This is a genomic window from Bradyrhizobium sp. USDA 4454 (assembly GCF_054822705.1).
Map to the genome: position 1 here is coordinate 3,925,160 of NZ_JBTRCN010000001.1, position 16,155 is coordinate 3,941,314.

Here is a 16,155-nt window from a genome sequence, read left to right on the forward strand (position 1 = left end):
TCTCCGGGCGATGGAGCATCTTCCTTACACGGTCATTCCTGACGAAATTCTTGTGCCGGCCCGACACCATCCGGTCCGCCGAATGGCGTCTCGGCTTCGCATTGGATCGATCGCAGCGTCCGGGCTCCGACCAAGTGGACTGACCAGATGCTCGCCGAATTGAAGGCAGGCGGGAGAGCGGCCGGCAGCGCCAAACTCAATCGCGGTCCTCGTCTTCGCGGCTCCGAGCGTTCGATGCCGAGCGGCCGCCATACTGCCGGGGAAGGGCGGCGGTCTTTCTTGCGCTGACGCCCTCGCTTTCACGCATATCCTTGCGTGCGCGCCGCGCCGTTCGCATCGCGCGCTTGATGTTGGCGTCGTGCGAGTCCTCGTCGAAGAACAGGACGATCTCGCAGCTTGGGCACTGGCGCGAATAACCGTTCTGCAACCGCTTGGCTCGGTCGCGAAAGACGTTCTTGCAGCGTGTGCAGCGGATCTGGACGGAGTCTTCCATATCGGTCCCGGACTATCGACGAACAATGAGCGCGCTTGCAATCTCCCTGAGGAAGCAATTCAGTCTTAAGAAATCGCGAAGTCCATCGCCAGCGAGCGCGGCGGAAGCGAGCGCACGAAGAGCGCGTGTGACTGCTCAAATGGTGCCGGAACTTTGTTCACGCCCGGAGAACTACGGAGTGGAGTCGTGCGCTGAATGAGAAAGGCGGGCTGCGATTTCAGGGCGGAGCGTCAACACAAAGCCGTGCCCCCAAAAGAAAGGCCTCAGCGCGTGGGCCACGCTGAGGCCAAGTTGACACTTTGGTCGTGAGGCATCGTCACCGACGCCTCAGCGCTTAACCTACCTTCGTTTTTCATCAGCAAAATAGCCCATATGGGCCATGATCGTGGGTCGAGGATTTGCAGATTTGGCGCCATCGGGATGTTGCACCACCTGGGCCAATGCGAACGCCGTCCGCGGAGATTTCAAGCGGGCGGCGTTGTGATTTTTTCGCGTGGCATGTCGTGCCTGCGATCAGTCGGGTGTCTTCGATTGCCGTTCGGCGGCATCGATTTGCGAACCGACGTGCTTACCAAATCCGATCCGGGCCGATCGGCAGTCCCGTGATAGCCAATTTGGGACATGCGCCTTGGCACAAACTATGCAGACTTGAGGTCGTCAGGATTTTGCATGACCTTCCTGGGGCTAGGGCCGACGCCGTCCGCATCTATTTCAAGCGGGCGGCGTTGTGCATTTTTGGCTGTCGTCAACGATCCACCGGCCGAAGCTCCAGGTTGTCGATTTTCACCGTTGGAGTTGAGCCGGCGTTCGGCTCATTCAATGGATGCAAGGTGATCGATGCAGTCGAGCCACCAGTCAGAACATTGGTATCGGCCCCGCCGGGATGGCTGTAACCACCGGTGAGGTCGTCGCCAGCGAGCCATGGCACCGGCGCCATCACCTTCCAGGTCAATGCAACCTCCTGGTCGCCGATGAAGACGCCAAGGTTCCTGATGGCGGCGACGTAGCGACTATCCGGCGCGCTATCGGCGTGCAGGATGCAAGCGAGCGTGGTCACGGGGCCGAGAATGAAGCCGGTATCGGGGCCACCGCGGCAATCGAGCGTTCCGGCTTGCACCTGCTGGGCATCTGCCGTCGTGATGGGCGGGGCGAGGATTGCCGCGCCGCCTATGGCAAGAGCGATCCAACGGCTCGTTGTGGGCATGGTGCCGGACAACGCGGATCGATGTGCATCGGTCCGCACCCGCGGAGGCGGCCTTCGCTGGTGGTTAAGGGAGCCTTACAATGCGGATCTGGAGCGCGGATTTGGCCGCAGCCCACAGCCGGCATCGCAACTGATGGACTTGGCGCGCGAAACTACGCCGCCGGGCTCGAAATGTATTGTCCCGGCGGCGCCCTGTTCCAATCTGGGCCCGCAATCCCAGTATTGGTGTGTCTGCAAGACCGGCGTAAAGGTTCGAAAGCACCGGAGTCCTACGGGGATCAGCGAGTGGCGATCGTCTGGTGTTGGGCGCGAACCTTCTTGTGCCCCGGCGGCGGCCCGAATGTGGCCCAAACAACCACCGCAATTGCCATTGCGGTCAGCAGGGCACTTGCCAACGGCGATCGTTTGTTCATGCTCCGACCGGTCAGCTGCGATGCTCGAGCTTCCGCATCTCCTGCACGCGCGCCAGGCAAAAATCCCGATACAGTTCGTTGATGAAATCCCACATGACCGAATCCCCTTTTGGTCCAATGGTGAGACGCTAGGCCGGGTTTGTTTCCGGCCGGCTTCGCGGCTTGCGGAAAATGGTTTCGTCGAGGCGGCGGCTGCCCATCGCATCAGCTGCCGTTTACTCTGCTCATTTGAGAATTGTGGCCCCCGGATCGTTGTCCGATCGGTCTTTAGGTGCAAGCGGGCCCGGAAATCGACTGTCCCATACGATCTGGCGGCCTTAGCCCGAACGGGTGACGACCGACGCTGAAATGCCGTGATACGACTTGCGCGCCGTCGGTAAGCCCAAATATTTGCAACCAATTTTGCGAGAGGCAACGTGGCCGGTCCTCCATCTGGAGACAACTCAAGCTTAGTTGCTTCGTCCTCGCGTGCTCCGGCAGACTCCACGGTAAATATTACGGTGACCTTGGAGGACGCATCGGGCGTCCCTGTCGCCGGTGCAACTGTCTCTCTCTCTGTTTCCCCAGCTGGCCATGCCACGCTTCCCGCGTCTGCTGTGACCGACCAAAATGGCGTGGCCGTCGTAAGCCTCACTGACTCGGTTAACGAGCGCGTAACAATTTCCGCATTCGTAAACAGCCTTCTTCTGACCACTGATGTCATGTTTGTTGCCCCGTTTTACGGCGACAGCACCAACGACAGCGTCGCTCCACTCGCTGAATACGAGACACTTTATGGCGGCCAGGGCAATGATACGCTGGGCAGCAGTATGCCCGGTTCCGATTACTGGGACGGAGGCGAGGGCAACGATTATCTGTACGCGACTTCGACCAGCACCGCCTTCGGCAATTTTTACGGCGGCGACGGCAACGACCTCATCCAGGGCGGCAATAGCGCTGCTGCACAGTACGAGTACGGCGGTAGCGGCGACGACTGGGTTCAGGATGACACCTCCGGCCTGACCACCCAGGCCCACGTCATCGACGGCGGTACCGGCCGCGACGCCCTATATGGTTCAAACCGCAACGATACGATCTACGGCGGCGATGGGGATGACAGTGGTGCCAACATCGTTGCTGCCGGCTCCGCCGTAGCACCGGGCCTTTACGGCGGCGCCGGCAACGACGTGCTGGATGGCGGCCGCGGCAATGACCTGGTCTTCGGCGGATACGGCAACGACGCAGCCTATGGCGGCGACAACAACGACACGCTGTACGGCGGCGACGGAGACGACACGCTGATCGGAGGCGACGGTGTCGATCTACTCGAAGGCGATGCCGGCAACGACTGGATCTACATGAGCGCCGGCGACGGCAGCAACGCGTACGGCGGAGTCGGCAATGACGTCATGATCGCACGCCAGGGTCGGGTGGTCGAGAACGGTGACGACGGCAACGACGTCATGTACGGCGACAAGGGCAATGATTATTCCTACGGCGGCAACGGCGACGACACCATGTATGGCGGTGACGGCGTCGACGTTCTGCTCGGCGGCGCCGGCAACGACTATTTCGACGGCGGCCAAGGCGTGAACTACTATTTCGGCGGCGGCGGCAACAACATTTTCGTCTCCAACGACGTGCCCGGTGTCGAAGTGGTCCAGGACTTCAACGCTGCCACCGATACGGTGCAGCTGAATGGCACAGGCTTCGGCTCGTTCGCCGACGTGCTGTCGCACTCCTACCAGAACGGCGCCTACTTCGTGATTCAGGTCGACAGCGACACCGCGGTTTGGCTCAACGGTGCCACCACGGGCACAGTCACAGCGGCGAATTTCTCCATCGTGAGTTGACACCGTGCGAACAGCCGGTGGCTAACGCAACCGGTGTAGTGTCTAATATCGGCGCAAGTGATTGAAAAATAAGGTGACGAGTCAGGGCTGGCGATCCCGGCAGGATTCGAACCTGCAACCCGCGGAGTAGAAATCCGCTGGACATTGAATGGTGACAATGACTTATGGCTGCCGTGTTGCCGACGTGTTGCGCCCGCGCTGCTCCAGAATCTCCTGAAGTTTGTTCTTGGCCCTTGGGTTAATGTCCGAAAAAAGAAACGTTCCAACGCTTATCTGCTCCGTATGCGTTACCCTGGTGAGCAGCTTGGCCGTTGTGAACGTGTCCTCCAGCGTCTCGTGAAGAACGTATCCGTCATTGAGCGGGTCGTCATCGACGAAAGTCCATCGGTGGCGCTTCCCGCTACTATCCGAAGTTCTGCTGTGGTCGAGTTCGTGTCTTGACATTTAGCCTCCCAACAACCGCGCTTGAACCGCTTCAGCGGCCTTCTGATCGGCGTCCGCATCGGCGAACAGATGGCCGTAGACGTCAAATGTCACCTTGATGGAACTATGACCCATTAGCCGCTGGATCTGCTTGGGGTTATAGCCGTTCTCGATCCACAGAGAGGCACAGGCATGGCGTAGCGAGTGCATACCGTACTTGCCCGACTCGACGGTCCTGGGCTCCCCAGCTTCGTCCAGAACCGGCTTGCCGGCGGCATCCAGCAGAGGCCGGGTTTCCGAGAGACCGGCCGCAATTAGGATCGGGTCGAGGCCGCGCTCGATCAGGTTGGAGTGCGACTCCACCTTACCCAGACCATTTGGGAAGGCGAGATCGAACACCTTCACGGGCTCGCCGGTTGCGTCCTTCTTCCCGGTATCACGCTTCGGACAGACCAGCTTCCACTCGCGAAGCGCATTTAGTACCAGGGGCGGGCAGGGGATCGACCGGTAGCCAGATCTGGACTTCAGCTTGCCGATTCGGTGTGAAGCATCCGCCCGCTGTGTGACGTTGATCTGCTTGGTCTCGAAATCGATATCCGCCCACCGGAGGCCGCGCAGCTCACTGGCGCGCAGGCCCGCGAAGATGGCCACCAGGATCAACGGGCGCCAGCGTCCGTGCGCGCCCCCAATGATGGCCTGGAGCTCTGCCTTGGCGGGGATCACCGGGCGAGGGTCATCACGGTCAGGCAAGTCCAGGTCAATGCCGGCGGTCGGTGCGGTGGACGCTAGCCCGCGGCGCCTGGCTTCCTTGAAAATGCCCCCGAGTGACCGAACCACGCGCTTGATCATCTCTCCCGATCGTCCGTTGTCGCGGAGTTGATCGGCAAAGGCGTTCACGGCCGGAACGGTGATTTCGGCGAGCTTCTTTGCGCCGATAAACGGCACAATGTGCAATTCGACGTGCTCCTCGTACTGCTTCACGGTCATGGGCTCGAGGCCCTTGTCCTTGCAGCGCTTAATCCAGAGGGCGGCAGCAGCCTTGACGGTTGGGGAGACGCTTCCAGGCGTATGCGTGCCCCGCGACACGTCATACCGGGTTTCATCCAGCCACGCCTCAGCGTCTGACTTGCGTTCGAAGAGCTTCGCGCGGCGCTTGCCGCCGCCGTCCACGTAGGACGCCTGCCAGCGGATGAGGCCAGACGGGAGCTTGCGTTTGCGAACGGTGGCCATGGGCACTCCTTTGGGAAACCCGCCAATCAATAAAAAACGTTTGACACAGCCGCGAACACTTGTAAAGTGCAAAGTGCGTATTACGTTCTTGTGGTGATCATGGACCTTTACTCACTCGCCGATCTAGCCCGCATCACGGGCGCCAAGCGCCGATCCATACAGTTGTGGGCCGACGCTGGCGTCATTGTGCCTGAGGGAGATACCGATAGGGCGGGGACGGGTACCCACCGCAAATTCTCTCGGGACGAGGCGATCATCGCCTGTCTCATTCACCCTTTCGCAGCTCGGCAAATTGCGATCGGCGAATTGATCGCAATTTCAAAGTCCGTCCGTCAGTCGTTTCTGAAAATGGTTGGCCTCAAAAGGACGATTGAGGACGCAATCCGTGGCGACGACAGTTGGTGCTTAATGTACGAGAGTTGGGATGGTGGGAACCTGACGACCCTTTTCAAGGGGGCGCCAGACCTTAAGGCACTGCGGAAGCCCGGTGGCCTTGCAGCCATCATTAGCCTGTCGGGCTACCTATCCGAGTTGAACAGCTAAATTTTTTGTCTAGTTAAGTGCGTAAAACGTATTTGGTCAGAACAGGAGATGCAATGACCACTCAACTTGTGTCGGACCTAGCAGATGACCTGCTGGAGGGAATGAAGGCCATCAGTCGGTTCACTGGCCGTCCAGAGCGTAGGCTCTATTACCTCGCTGAGAAGAATCTTCTACCGGGAGTGTTCAAAGAGGGTGCGCGGTGGATCGGCCTAAAGAGCGTGATCCGCGAACGCTATCTGAGCGCCGCAAAGGGAGATTCCTAATCGATGATCCCAATTCGAAACCCCATGACGGCTAAACCGGAGCGCCTGATTGCCTGCGTGGTCAAATCTGGCCGCGAAGAATTCCGGATCGCACTCAAGGATTACAACGGCAGCACCAAAGCCGAACTACGCATTTTCGAACGCCGCCGCGATGGCGAGATGCAAGCGACACCGCGCTGCGTCGTTATCGGACGAGATTATCTTCTCGGAGTAGTCGAGGGGCTATTAGAGGCCAGTGCGGTTTTGAAATCGGAGACCGCATAGTTCATGGCCGAAAACGAAGCGGGCCGCCAAGAAGGCGACCCAATTCCGAATGGTGTCTGGCGAGACACTGCGGAATCTAAAGCACCACTCATCAAACTTCAAGCGTCACGTCTGACACGCCGTTGCGCAATTAGTCTCGCGATGGCGTCGATCGTTGCACCTCTCGTGTTCGGGGAGGCTCAACGATGAAGGGCGGCAGAAAATCCAGAGACAAGGGCAATCGCGCCGAGCGTGCGATTGTCAAATTCCTTCAAGATCGCGGCTTTGCGGCCGAGCGCGTGCCACTATCAGGATCTGCCGGCGGCTCCTACTTGGGCGACTTAACGGTGCCCGTCGTCGGCGTCGACCGCGTCGTCGAGGTAAAGTGTCGCGCGGACGGCTTCAGAGAGCTTTATCGTTGGCTGGTTGACCGGGACATCCTGATTGTCCGGGCCGATCGCAGCGAGCCGCTGGTGATCGTGCCGCTTAGGTTGGCAGCAGAGATTGCGTCTGCGGCCGACAAGAACAAGCTGCGGATCGAGCGCGTCATCATCGGACCCGATGGTGACGCAGCATGAACCACCATCGACTCATGGTCTCGGACCCCGCCATCCGGAAACAACTGCAGCTCGCCGGGCTGCGCTTCATGTACAGCCGCGCCATGTGGCTCGCCAGCGAAGTGCGAGTTATTGGCATTCAACTAAAGAACGGACGAATCACGACGGCTCAGGCTGACGCCAAGCTTGAGGAGATGGGCGCGATCAATCTGGTCTACCCCGAATTGATGGGGGCCGAATGATTGAGAACAACCCGGTCTATGACGCAGATGGCAACTGCACATATGCCGACGGCACAAGCCGCAAAAAATCTCCCCCGAGAAGCCGGAAGCGCGACGAATACGGCGCCGGCTTTCGATTTGAAGTATCGGATGAGTTCTTCGGCAATGAGGAATACGCCAAGTCATGGATATTGAAGGGCGCCATCGCGTTCGGCGAAACATCGGCATGGGTTGGCCCTCCCGGTAGCTTGAAGTCAGCGCTGATGGCGGATCTATCCGTCAGTGTCGCTTATGGCTTGGATTGGCACGGGAAGAAATTTAAGGGCCATTTCGATTACGGTGTGATCTATTTCGCGCTCGAGCGCGCGGATCTGGTCAGACGCAGGATCGAGGCTCAGATTAAGCGGCTTGGGCTCGATCCTAAGCGCAATATCGTTGTCGTTCCGGCGACCATTGACCTGCTTGCCCCTCAAAACGTCGCCAAGGTCGCCAACACAATCAAGAACGCCGAGGCATTCACCGATACGTTCTTGTCGGTTGTGATCTTTGATACGCACGCCAAGCTGATTGCGGCCGGTGGCGGCGACGAAGACAAGGCAAAGGATCAGGGCCGGCTGTTCACCAACCTGGAGCGGCTGAAGGAATTGACCGGTCGGCCGCACATAGCCCTGGTTGGCCATACGGGGAAGGACGAATCCCGTGGCGCCCGAGGCTCAAACGCCTTTTATGGCGACGTCGATCTGATGGTGGAAATTTCTGGTGGCGAGATCAAGACGGCTACCATAACCAAGGCCAATGACTTAGCCGAGGGGCCGTTGTTCTCCTTCAAGTCTGAGATACACCAGTTCGGTTCTGACGAAGACGGCGACCCAATCACGGTCAACATCGTCAGTGGCGAGGAGGTTTCGGCGCAAGTTGCTGTGAAGCGCGAGCCGAAGCTCAGCGCCAATCAGAAAACCATGCTTGGGCTGCTGCGGGACGCAGGCGCCGCCGGCCTCTCCACGGAGGACTGGAATGCCGCTGCTCGCGATCTCGACATCGGCAAAAAGCGGAAAGCGACCCTGCACGACATCGCCAGGTCGCTGAAGGCCAGGAACTTGGCTCGCGAATACGCAGGCATATGGCACGCGGTGCAGTCATGACAGACTACTTCGGTGCATGTCCATTCTGCGGAAGGGAAGACGGATATATCGATGACGAAGCCGGTCGCCATTGGTTTATCTGCGAGGCGCATAAAACAAAGTGGTGCGTCGGCTCTGGCCTCTTCTCCGTTCCCGATGATGCCCCAGAGCAGGAACGGATAGCTGGGCAGTTCAAGCTAAGGCGCTTCCGCACCGTCAACGAAAACGGGCCGAGGTTGGTTACGTGTTACGGCCCCTTATAGGGGGCCGTACCGTAACGTAACCCCGTAACCTGCTTGAACCGTAACCGTAACGTAACCCGTACCGTAACCACCGTAACCAAGAGCGGCGGTCAGGCAAAATCGGCAAAATCAACTGCTGCCCGCGACGCATGTTTGCAGCCGTTGTTGAGCAGTCGCCCCCGCTGGTTTGGTGTGAGTATCGGATATCTCATCCGTGGGTCACGAAATCGGCGAGTCATCTCAACGGTTTGCAGGGCGTGTTGCTGCCGTGTTGCGTCGATTGTAGACGTTTGTAATCGCGGCTGTTGAAGCGCTACAGTTTTTCGCGCTAGATTCTCTGCATCGGTTCGCCGATGTGCCCATGGCCGCGCAAGCGGAGCGGGCTTTCCACGGATGTACTGGAAAGTCACGCTGCCCATGGGCGTCACACGCTCCCAACGTTGCCAAGTCTGCCGCCACGATGAACGATGGCGCATTGAGCTATTGCGCGCGGGCGGGGCATCTCTCGACAGCCTGGCAGAGAAGTTCGGCGTCCACCGTGACGCGATCCACCGTCACTACCGCGACCACGTCAGCGACGAGATGAAGGCCGGCTACCTGGCCGGACCCGTCCAGTTGCAGGACCTGGCCGCCAAGGCCGCGGACACGGGCGGATCTGTCCTCGATCACTTGCACGCCGTGAGAACGGTGCTGATGGGCGTCATGGCCAACATGACCGAGGCCGGCGACGGCAGGGGCGCTGCTTACGTCGCGGGCCGATTGACGGCCACGCTCGAGACGATCGCGCGGGTTAGCGGCGAGCTCGGCGATCTAGCCAGGTCGAACACCTACCACGTCACCAACAACATTGCGCTGATCAGCGAACATCCGGCCTTCATGAAGGTGCAGGCGGCCATTCTCCGAGCCCTTGCGCCGCATCCTGATGCGCGTGCAGCCGTCGTGCTGGCACTTCGGGACCTGGACGCAACCAACGCACCAGCGGCGCTCCCTGCGAAGGTAATCGACCATGTCGCAGCGTAGTCTCGCCGCACAGCTTGCCGACACGCTGGCTGATGGCGGCTGGCGCACGAAGGCGCGTCCGTCGCAGTTGCCGCCGGATGGCGACTGGAATGGCTGGCTTGTCATGGCGGGCCGCGGGTTCGGCAAGACCAGGACCGGTGCCGAGTGGGTCAAGGAAGAGGTTGAGACGGGCAGGGCGCGACGGGTGGCGATGGTTGCCCCGACCGCTGCCGACGCTCGCGATACGATGGTAGAGGGCGAGTCGGGCCTCCTGGCCATCTCGTCCGACTGGTGCCGGCCGGAATATGAGCCCTCGAAGCGCAAGCTGACGTGGCCCAATGGCGCCGTGGCCCATACATTCTCAAGCGAGGAGGCCGATCGCCTCCGCGGCCCTCAGTTCGATCTCGCCTGGGCTGACGAGTTAGCTGCCTGGAATGATCCGGCTGCGGCATGGTCGATGCTTCAGTTCGGTCTTCGGCTTGGCGATCACCCGCGCTGGATTGCTACCACTACGCCACGGCCGCTCAAGCTCATCAAGGAGTTGCTCGAGCGTAAGGACGTCGTGGTTACGCGCGGCTCGACCTTTGAGAACGCAGCTAACCTCGCTGGGCCGTTCCTCGATGCCATCAAGGCCCGTTATGAGGGCACCCGGCTTGGCCGTCAGGAGCTCAACGCGGAGCTTCTGGACGATGTGCAGGGCGCTCTCTGGACGCGGGATTTGCTCGAGAAGGCACGGTTCACAGGCGCCCTTCCCGATCTAAAGCGCGTTGTCGTCGCGATCGATCCATCGGGCACTGCCGGACAGGAGGACGGCGGCGACGCTGTCGGCATTGTTGTTGCCGGCCTCGGCAGGGATGGGCTGGGCTATGTGCTGGCCGACCGCACTATCAAGGCTTCCCCCGCTGTGTGGGGTGCCCGCGCCGTAGCGGCGTATCATGAATTCAGAGCTGATCGCATCGTTGCCGAAAGAAACTTTGGCGGCGCGATGGTTCAGCACGTCATCCGCACGGTTAATCCGAGCGTCCCTTACCGCGAGGTGACGGCGAGCAGGGGCAAGATCCAGCGCGCGGAGCCGATCGCGGCTCTGTACGAGCAGAACAAGGTTCGCCACGCCGGCAATTTCACCGAGCTTGAAGACCAGCTCGCTGCGATGACTGGAGAGGGCTATCTCGGCGAGGGCTCGCCCGACCGTGCAGACGCGCTGGTGTGGGCTTTGACTGAGCTGATGACGAAACAGCAGGCTCAGGGCGCCGTTCAGGGCTTCTACCGCCTTGGTGGCGACGCGCCGAAGCCAACCAGCAAATACGATGGGTTGATCACCGAGGGCGAGTTGGCCGGCGGTTTCGCGACAACGATTGCACGATATTAGGAGACCAGGCGATGACTACAGTTGGAGAGAAGTTCGGCATCAAAGGCCGGCGACGGATTCTACAGGTGGATGGCGTGTCGGCATCGGCATCGAGTCCGGAAGGACGGCCAAAATTCTTGCCATCCCTTCGCACCAACCAGGCGATTCGGATGTGGGATCTGAAGTCAAAGCCGGGCTCCACGGTAGAGCGTTTGGAAAAAGCCTATCTCGGCGCCTTGTCCGCCGTCGATCTTGCCGAGAGCATCGGCCGCCAGCTCCAGGCCGATGCCCGATACACCGAGCAGGGCCGGCAAGACCAGCATCGCAACCATATCCTGCATCAGGGCGTGCCCGTTTTTCACCAAGGGCGCCGCGCAATCGCGAAGGCCAAGCAGGAATTGGACGAGATGCGCAACCGTCTCCAGCTGCCGAAGCCCGATCCGACCGACGCAGCCGGGGCGATTGCGCGAATGGAAATCCGGACCTGGCTTCGTGGCTTGCCGCTGGCCGAGCGAGACAAGATCAGCCGGGCCGAAGACATCGACCCGATGATCCGGATGGCCATCATTGAAAAGCCGGCTGCCATGAGCGGCGTCGCGGACACACACATTGGCACATTGAAGGAGAAAGCTCTGCGCGAGGAGCACGGCAGCTTGATCGACGACATCGCCGAACTGGAGACCGCGATCAACGTCGCGAGCACTGCGGTGGAAGCTGCCCGCGACAGCGCGCGAATCGATACAGGGATGACGCTCGAGCAGTTCAACGAGGCCGCAGCGCCGATCGAGGCCAGGGAGCAGGTGCCATGGCTGCGCAAGGGTCGCGTAATCGATCTGGAGCGCGGCGTGGCTCGGGAGCCGACTGCCGACGAGCTCGCCAACGGAATCGAGGCGGAAACGCTCGACGAATTCAATCAACGCAAGGCTGCGGCCTAATGGAGCATGGAAAATGACTGCTCGAGGTGAAGACGGACAATGGACCGATCAAGGACCCGGCACCGCATTTGACTTCAATCAACTTGCAAGCATGAGCCCGCACAGAATTCTGTCGCGTGATGGGAGGCCTTTCAGACGAAGCGCTGACAAGCACATCGAGCCTAGCGCGATCAGCGCGGTAGCGGCCGGCGGATTCAGTGGCGGATTCGACCGAATTCTAAAACACGGAAGTTAGATTTAACGAAAGGACACAGCAAATGAGAAACGCACTTCCCCCTGGAGTGAACCACCACGCTGCGACTGAAGCGGTTGCCAGCGCCACAGAGAACCATGTGAAGGCCGCAACTGCAAGACAGGCCGCGCCGCCACCGTCCGGCACGAAAGCCAGTGTCACCGTCGAATTGCCTGTGAAGGGCAAGCGAATGTCGGGCCGAGCCTAATCTCAAATGGCGATGAAAAAGCGCTCCAAGCCAAGGGCCGATGATTCCCAGCGGTGTGCGGATCTCACGGAGCTGCTGGCCGCGACGACAGTGCTCGGCCAGCAGCTCGAGATACAACGGAATTGCTTAGTTAGAGGCGCAACGTCTGCTTTGGCTTTGCTCAAACTGGCTGCTACCGCCGGCACGATCGAAGAGCGAACCGAAGCCATTTTGGCGGTTTCGCGGTGGCTCGCTGAAACCTCCGCCAATGTCATTGCCCCAATTCCGTGGGTGGGCTCCGAACAGGTCGCAAAGCACTAGAGGCGAAACGGGTAGTTAGATGAGCGGTGAAGTTGCAAGTCTTGGCCTGAGTGTTGATTCCTCGCAGGTCAAGGCGGGGACGCAGGACCTGAAGGCGTTTTCCGGGGCGGCCAATGACGCTGGCAAGGCAGCTGACAACCTCAGCAGCAAGGCCAAGGCATCGGTCAGCGTATTCGGCGATATGTCGAAGGGCATATCCGCAGCGAATGCCGCCGCCAAGGACACCAGCGGCACAGTCGCGCAAATGGGTGCTTCCATCAACGCGGCGCTGTCGAAGAACGTTATCTCCTTCGATGCCATGCGAAAGGGAATTGCGGATGCAAACGGAGTGATCCAGTCTTCGGTAGGCGCTACCGAAAAACTTGCCGCTGCTCACGGGGGCCTTTCCACGCAAGGACAGGCTGCATTCCACTCGATCCGATCTTTTGGCGAGCAGCTTCTGCTGGGCATACCGCCGACGCAGGCATTGACTGGACAGTTGAACCACTTGTCATTTGCGGCAACGGGTCAGGGAGGCGTCTCTGGGGCCCTCAAGGAGGTTGCTGGTTGGATCGGCGGAATCCTTACGCCCATGCGGCTCGCAGTCGGTGGCGCGGCTGGCCTCGCTGCTGGCGCACTATACCTCGGGAATAGCTGGTCAGAATCCTCGAACCAGATCGATCGATCGCTAATCGGGATCGGTGAGCGAACTGGATCGACTGCGGCCGATATCAATTCATTCGCCAAGGCCAATTCGAGCGCAATGGGAATGTCGATTGCCGACTCCCGCAGTCTCGGCATTGAACTGACGAAGACAGGAAACGTTGCTGTCGGCAGTCTCAAGGGAGCCGGCGACGCGGTGCGCGGCTACGCACTCCTGACCGGTAAGGATGCAACTGAAGCAACAAAGGACTTTGCGAGCGCTCTTTCTGGAGACTTGGTCGAGGGCATCAAGAAACTCGATGCGCCATATGGTTCGCTGAACGCAGCGACCTTGGATTACATCCGCTCTCTGGACCTACAGGCCGCTGGCTCGCTCGATGCGTCAGCGAAAACCCAAGCATTGCAGGTATGGATCGACGGTGTCGCTGCTTCGAACAGGAAGGCGGAAGACACTGTTGGTGGCCTGACCAAGGCTTATCAGTTCCTCTCGAATACGTTCTCGCTCATCAAGAATGGTCCCGGTCCGGGGAATGGTCCCATTGCTAGCCCGGAGCAACTCAGGCAGCAGCAATCAACCGCCGTTAATGCTCTTGGACCTTCCGCTGACCTGACGAACCTGGGCGGTCCCGAGGGGCTGGCAGGCGTTGCCCAAATGGGCGCCCAACTCGACGAATTGAACAAGAAACTTCATGACATCGATGCCGGCCCGGCCAGAGCCCAGCTAAACGCCCTGTCGAAGGCGTCGGACGATGTCGTCCATAAGCTTGATCCTCAAATCGATAAAATCGAGGATCTAAAGAAGGCACTCGCTACGCTGGAAACCGCGAAAGCCAGCGGCGTCGCGGCTCCTGGCGCGGACGCTGCCATCACAGCAATTCAGAATATCATCTCGAAGACCCAAGAGGCGCAGGGCCAAGCTGAACTTTACAATCAGCGGGTTGCTGCGATCGGCACGCAGTGGGGCGCAGTCGGGCAGTCGACGGCGATGGCACTGCAGGCTGCGCAAAATCAGCTGCCAGTTTACGAGGCTATTGGCGGAGCAGCGAAGATGGCGGCGCAAGCCACAGCGGACTATAACAACTACCTCGACCAGGGGAAGACGACGGCAGAAGCACTGGCGTTGTCGGCCAGTAATTATGCGGCGGCACAGGCTCAAGTAAATTCCTCGGCGCAGGAGCAGTTGGCTGCTTTGCGGGACCAATTCGCTGTCGCGTCTGCGCGAACACCTCTGCAGCAAGCCGCCGCGCAGGCGGAGGCGACTTATAATCAGCTCGTTCGCGAAGGTGTTGACGGTCTCACTGCAGAAAACGTTGCTCTGCAGCAGCGGGCGAACGCACAGGCGCAAATCAGCACTGCGCAAGCGGTCGCCGACCAACAAGAAGAAAATGCTCGCTACCGGATTTGGCTCCTGAACCAGAAGCCTGTCGAAGCCTCACAGGATCAACTCGCCCTGTTCATGGCCGCGAAGCCGGAAGAATCGCGCGAAGTAGGCCGCAGCAAAGCAATTCAGCATAGAACCGAAAGGAAGCCAGCCGGTGTCGGCAGTCATTTGGCTCAAGCAGCGTGACGCCTGCCACCTGCTGGTGGACGCGACCGCTTATCTCGACGACGGCGTGATCACTTGGATCGGCGACAAGTGCACTCTCTTGCCGGAGCTGAATTGCGCGATCTCTACTTTGGGTTCTGTTGGCCTGGGTGATTTCGTGGTCGCGGCGGTCAGAGAAAACTTTTCATCCTTTGACGAAGTCGTGGACGGCGCGCAGACGGTACCCGGGCCGGTCCAAGAACTCCGCGGCAAGCCGGACATTCGCGTTGAATCCCTGATGAGGGATGTCTTTCGGGCCTATTGTAGCGACACCACGAGGCGGGGCCGACTTGTCTGCGAGGCCTGGATGATAGGCTGGTCTCATCGACGTAACCGCGCCGAGGGCTTTACGATCTGGCTCGAGAACGTCGATGACTGGGAAAAGCGCGACGGAAAAAACCCGGGAAGCTGCCCGCCATTTCGACTGGTAGCGCAGGGTTGGCCCTTGAACATAGCGTGCAGTCCGACGCCCTCGCGAGAGCAGTTCGAACAGGCGCGTTTCTCGATCTTGGATACAGAGAATCTTAAACCCGACATCGACCTGCTGCAATTCATGGAGCTGCAGCGGCGCAAGCCTTTTGGTAACAGCCAGCCGCCGAGATACGTAGTCGGTGGTTACGCGCTTTTGACCTCAGTTGACCGAAAGGGCGTGACGCAACGAAAAATCCATACGTGGCACGAGGACAAGGTCGGGGGAAAGATCGAGCCGCAGCCTATCGATTGGCTGAGGTGGCGATTGGAGCGGGAGGCGCCACTGCGCGCGGCAGCGTCAGTAATCCAGTTGCCCGGCATGAACAGGCAAGAGCGCCGCCGGCTCAAAGCGGCCGGCAGATCACCGCTGTAGCGGTGGCTGATCTATCGAAGTTCCAAATCGTTTCAAAATCCAAGGAGTCTAGAACATATGACGCTTCAGTCACTACCGGGTCCGTATGCATACCTTGGCCCAAATCCCAGCGTGAAACCAGGCAGTGGCACCTCGTCGTTCAATGTTAGTGCGGTAAACGCCGCCGCTATCATTGTCGGCCGCGTGAGGACGTCTGATGGCGGCTCGCACACGATAAATACGACAGGATCATCTTCAATCGGATGGCGAACGGATACGATTACGTTCGCGAGCGGAA

The 16,155-nt window shown here is 59.8% G+C and carries 15 protein-coding genes and 1 tRNA gene; 12 read left to right on the forward strand and 4 right to left on the reverse strand.

Translation table 11 applies throughout. From position 1 onward, the window contains the following. Positions 1-196: 196 nt before the first annotated feature. Together ACVIW0_RS18410 and ACVIW0_RS18415 are read right to left on the reverse strand one after the other, a co-directional pair. The gene (locus ACVIW0_RS18410; protein WP_461353596.1) at positions 197-493 is read right to left on the reverse strand and encodes an OapC/ArvC family zinc-ribbon domain-containing protein; all 297 of its coding nucleotides are present in this window, start codon (positions 491-493) and stop codon (positions 197-199) included. A gap of 745 nt (positions 494-1,238) precedes the next feature. Next, on the reverse strand, positions 1,239-1,709 hold the full coding sequence (locus ACVIW0_RS18415) for a DUF992 domain-containing protein (RefSeq protein WP_461353597.1): 471 nt from the start codon (positions 1,707-1,709) through the stop codon (positions 1,239-1,241). 817 nt (positions 1,710-2,526) lie between these two features. On the opposite strand from ACVIW0_RS18415, the gene ACVIW0_RS18420 reads away from it, so the two are divergent. Next, on the forward strand, positions 2,527-3,942 hold the full coding sequence (locus ACVIW0_RS18420; protein WP_461353598.1) for an Ig-like domain-containing protein: 1,416 nt from the start codon (positions 2,527-2,529) through the stop codon (positions 3,940-3,942). An 88-nt stretch (positions 3,943-4,030) separates the two neighbouring features. Here the strand turns inward: ACVIW0_RS18420 and ACVIW0_RS18425 are convergent. Both ACVIW0_RS18425 and ACVIW0_RS18430 read right to left on the reverse strand, forming a co-directional pair. Next, a tRNA-Arg gene (locus ACVIW0_RS18425) sits at positions 4,031-4,153 on the reverse strand. A gap of 233 nt (positions 4,154-4,386) precedes the next feature. Next, entirely contained in the window at positions 4,387-5,595 is a 1,209-nt protein-coding gene (locus tag ACVIW0_RS18430) for a tyrosine-type recombinase/integrase (RefSeq protein WP_461353599.1), read from the reverse strand. A gap of 596 nt (positions 5,596-6,191) precedes the next feature. Here ACVIW0_RS18430 and ACVIW0_RS18435 point away from each other — a divergent pair. From ACVIW0_RS18435 to ACVIW0_RS18485, 11 genes are all read left to right on the forward strand, one after another. Beyond that, positions 6,192-6,401 (forward strand): hypothetical protein, encoded by a 210-nt coding sequence (locus ACVIW0_RS18435; RefSeq protein WP_461353600.1) that lies wholly within the window; start codon positions 6,192-6,194, stop codon positions 6,399-6,401. 24 nt (positions 6,402-6,425) lie between these two features. Then, complete coding sequence (locus ACVIW0_RS18440) at positions 6,426-6,665, forward strand: hypothetical protein (RefSeq protein ID WP_461353601.1); 240 nt, start codon at positions 6,426-6,428, stop codon at positions 6,663-6,665. Between the two features lie 185 nt (positions 6,666-6,850). Beyond that, positions 6,851-7,222: a putative PDDEXK endonuclease gene (locus ACVIW0_RS18445; protein WP_461353602.1), complete on the forward strand. Its 372-nt coding sequence runs from the start codon at positions 6,851-6,853 to the stop codon at positions 7,220-7,222. Then, the gene (locus ACVIW0_RS18450) at positions 7,219-7,443 is read left to right on the forward strand and encodes a hypothetical protein (RefSeq protein WP_461353603.1); all 225 of its coding nucleotides are present in this window, start codon (positions 7,219-7,221) and stop codon (positions 7,441-7,443) included. Before ACVIW0_RS18445 ends, ACVIW0_RS18450 begins: the two co-directional genes overlap by 4 nt. Further along, positions 7,440-8,564 carry an AAA family ATPase gene (locus ACVIW0_RS18455; protein ID WP_461353604.1) on the forward strand — a complete coding sequence of 375 codons (1,125 nt, stop codon included), beginning with the start codon at positions 7,440-7,442 and terminating at the stop codon, positions 8,562-8,564. Before ACVIW0_RS18450 ends, ACVIW0_RS18455 begins: the two co-directional genes overlap by 4 nt. A 614-nt stretch (positions 8,565-9,178) precedes the next feature. Further along, entirely contained in the window at positions 9,179-9,805 is a 627-nt protein-coding gene (locus tag ACVIW0_RS18460) for a hypothetical protein (protein WP_461353605.1), read from the forward strand. Continuing rightward, positions 9,792-11,153: a DNA-packaging protein gene (locus tag ACVIW0_RS18465; protein ID WP_461353606.1), complete on the forward strand. Its 1,362-nt coding sequence runs from the start codon at positions 9,792-9,794 to the stop codon at positions 11,151-11,153. The genes ACVIW0_RS18460 and ACVIW0_RS18465 overlap by 14 nt, the downstream gene beginning before the upstream one ends. Before the next feature lie 11 nt (positions 11,154-11,164). Then, the gene (locus tag ACVIW0_RS18470; protein ID WP_461353607.1) at positions 11,165-12,067 is read left to right on the forward strand and encodes a hypothetical protein; all 903 of its coding nucleotides are present in this window, start codon (positions 11,165-11,167) and stop codon (positions 12,065-12,067) included. Positions 12,068-12,513: 446 nt separating this feature from the next. Further along, positions 12,514-12,807: a hypothetical protein gene (locus tag ACVIW0_RS18475; RefSeq protein WP_461353608.1), complete on the forward strand. Its 294-nt coding sequence runs from the start codon at positions 12,514-12,516 to the stop codon at positions 12,805-12,807. Positions 12,808-12,826: 19 nt separating this feature from the next. After that, a complete protein-coding gene (locus ACVIW0_RS18480; RefSeq protein ID WP_461353609.1) occupies positions 12,827-15,016 on the forward strand; it encodes a phage tail length tape measure family protein in 2,190 nt (729 codons plus the stop codon). Then, on the forward strand, positions 14,985-15,878 hold the full coding sequence (locus ACVIW0_RS18485) for a hypothetical protein (RefSeq protein WP_461353610.1): 894 nt from the start codon (positions 14,985-14,987) through the stop codon (positions 15,876-15,878). The genes ACVIW0_RS18480 and ACVIW0_RS18485 overlap by 32 nt, the downstream gene beginning before the upstream one ends. Positions 15,879-16,155 lie beyond the last annotated feature (277 nt).